The 2738-nt window shown below is 64.8% G+C and carries 2 protein-coding genes; both read right to left on the bottom strand.

Annotated elements, in window-relative coordinates:
* Positions 1-136: 136 nt before the first annotated feature.
* A complete protein-coding gene (locus L0U85_RS20065; RefSeq protein WP_241379547.1) occupies positions 137-1906 on the bottom strand; it encodes a reverse transcriptase/maturase family protein in 1770 nt (589 codons plus the stop codon).
* A gap of 460 nt (positions 1907-2366) precedes the next feature.
* Positions 2367-2738, bottom strand: a 372-nt coding sequence (locus L0U85_RS20060; protein WP_241379546.1) for a transposase, incomplete at its 5' end; no start/stop codon positions are given.

Below are 2738 nucleotides of genomic sequence, written 5' to 3'. Positions count from 1 at the left end.
GGGCGCTGACCTGGGCGTAGGCGAGCGGCGTGGAGTAAGCCGCGCGGCGCGGTGCCCGTTGGACGGGTTCGTTTCCGCGCGGCTCCTCCCCGAACCGGACGTGCGAGTTTCCCCGCATCGCGGCTCTCCAGTTGTTCTACTGCGCGTTCGACCGGTGGTGGATGTCGGCGTGGCAGCGGGCGCAGACGATCAAGGTCTTGCGTCGTTGTCGCTGCATCGCTCTCACCCATGCCGGGGCGGTCTTGGGGCTGTATCGGTTGAGGTCGATGAGTCGGCCGATGTGGTGGACGGTGATCCCCTCGGTCGACTCGCAGAGTTCGCAGATGCCTTTGCCGAGCCGCTCAATGAGCTGTCTTCCTCTGCGGGAAGGCCAGTGTCCGTCGAGCAGCCGGGCTTTCTTGTTCCGGCGCAATGGGATGCCACCGAACCTCGCGTGATGCGTTCTCCCTGAGGGCGAATGCCAGACTGCTTCGAAGCATCGTCGCTTCCCGTGCGGGGTCTCGACGGTGGCTTCGTGTCGGGCGCGCATCAGCCATGGGGGACGACGGTGCCTCGCTGCGAGAGTCGAGAGCATCGACTGTTCCATGGTGTAGCGGAGTTTGTTGAGCCAGTTGATGTTCCCAGCCAGCAGGTAGTACTGGACGTAGCCGCGGTATTCGGTCCCGTAGGCAGCGACGATGTTGTAGTCGCTGGTGCGGACCAGATCGTTGCGGATCAGGGGTTTCCCGTGTCCGCGCAGGTAAGTTCGGCACTTCTCGTTCACGACCTCTGGCGGGACGTCGAGAGCGATGGTGCCGTTGATCGTCCGCTTGCCATCGTGACGGACCCGGTCGTTGTGTTTGGTCCGGATGTCGTAGCCGAGGAATCGGGCCCGTTGGGTGCGGGCGTGAGTGATCAAGGTCTTCTCGCTTGAGAGTTCCAGCTTGAGTTCTTCATGCAGGAACGAGGCGAGCCGCGCCTTGATCTGCTCGGCTTCGCGGCGGGGACCGATGAACCCCAGTATGTGGTCGTCGGCGTATCGGCAGTACTTCAGCCGCCGGTAGTCCGGGTCGTGGAGGTCGCCGCTGGGCATCGACTGCTGGATCTTGCGCAGGGCCGCGACCTTGTCGCGGTCGCCCTTGCGTCTCCAGTAGCCGATGTTGGCCGTGACGGCCCCGTAGGCCGGGTTCTTCCGACGGACCTCACCCCTGGTGTATTCGGGTATCAGCTGTGTTTCAACGAAACGGTCGAGCCGGTCGAGGTAGATGTTGGACAGGACCGGGGAGATCACGCTCCCTTGCGGAGCGCCCGAGTAGGTGGCGTGCCATCTCCAATCCTCCAGATACCCCGCCCGGAGCATCCCGGCGATCAATCGGAGGAACCGCTGATCGTGTATGCGCTCGGCAAGGATCGCGAGCATGACCTCGTGGTCGAGACTGCCGAAGCAGTCGGCGATGTCGCCTTCGATGAACCAGGTCGTGCCCGTCCAGGTCGAGGCGATCTCGTCGAGCGCGGTATGACAGCCGCGCCCTCGCCGGAACCCGTGCGACCTGGCCGAGAAAGTCGGCTCGTAGTAGGCCTCCAACAGCAGGCGCACCACCTCGCCGACCAGATTGTCAGTCCAGGTCGGCAGGCCCAAGGGCCTGCGGGTTCCGTTCTTCTTGGGGATATACACCCTCCTGGCCGGAGCGAAGCGATACCGCTCGGCCCGCAGCAAGGCGATGACGGACCGGATCATGTCCAGACTCATCCCGTCGGGTGTGGCCCCGTCGACTCCGGGCACCATCGCACCGTCGTTGGCGTAGATGCGCCCGTAGGCGACCAGGAACAGCTGCTCGTTGAACAGCTGCCGATACAACCGCTCCAGCGGCAGACCTTGCCTGCCCCTGTCGCGCAGGACACCGAGCACGGTGTCAGCGCTCTGCATTTCGCATACCTCCCAAGCCGTTCGGTGTCCGAATCAACCTGTGCTCCTTCGCCCTGCGGCGGGCTTTCCCCGCCTCCTCGGCCGGTCGCAACTCCGGCGACTACTACGAGCACTCCGTCACCGGCGGGCAGCGCCCGCTACGGTGATCCCACGTTCGTCTCTGTCACACGTGACAGCGCGGCCCAGGCGCCCCACTCATCTCCTTCAATGCCCTCATCGGGCATCGCTCCCGCCGCGAAGGTTGGCCGGGGCGAACCAGTACGTCCCCGGTCACGACGGGCACCGGTTTCAGTGCCGTTCCGGTCGCAGTAAATTGCTGCCGCTGGAGATTGGGGTTCGGGCAGTCAAGCTCTCGCCATACCGCGCGGGTCCCCCGACGCATCGTCCCCGGCACTGGGGCCCGACCATCGGTTTCCTGGCATGCTCCGGTCCCCTCCGCCTTTCGGCTTCAGGTAAGCCATCAGACCCAGCAGACCTCCCTTCGAGTCCGTCCCGCCTGAAGCGGGGATGTGACAGAGCGCCTCGTGGCGCACTGGTTCGACTTTATGACCGCGATGTAGTGCGCTTTCTTGACTTCCACGAGCCATTTGATGTTGGCCTTGACCGAGTGGAGCGCGTCGAAGGTGACCACGGTGCCGGCCAGGTCGAGCGCCTCCAGCAGCGGCCGGAAGTGCTTTGTCTCGTTGGTTTTCGCTCCGACCTCGGCCTGGCTCAGGGTGGCGACGATGCCCTGGGTGACGACCGAGAGCAGGTGGCGGCGTTGCTGGTCGAGACGGGCCGAGCCTTTCAATGCCTTGCCATCCAAGCTGACCGCCTTCGGTGAAGCGGCCGC

It is taken from the genome of Glycomyces sp. L485 (genome assembly GCF_022548875.1).
In the GTDB taxonomy this organism is placed as follows: domain Bacteria; phylum Actinomycetota; class Actinomycetes; order Mycobacteriales; family Micromonosporaceae; genus Glycomyces.
The sequence above is the reverse complement of the archived record's forward strand: the minus strand, read 5'-3'. Positions and strand labels throughout refer to the sequence as shown.

Bases quoted from the DNA above. Each gene is read 5' to 3' on its own strand.
- L0U85_RS20065 (WP_241379547.1), bottom strand. From the start codon at position 1,906: ATGCAGAGCGCTGACACCGTGCTCGGTGTCCTGCGCGACAGGGGCAGG.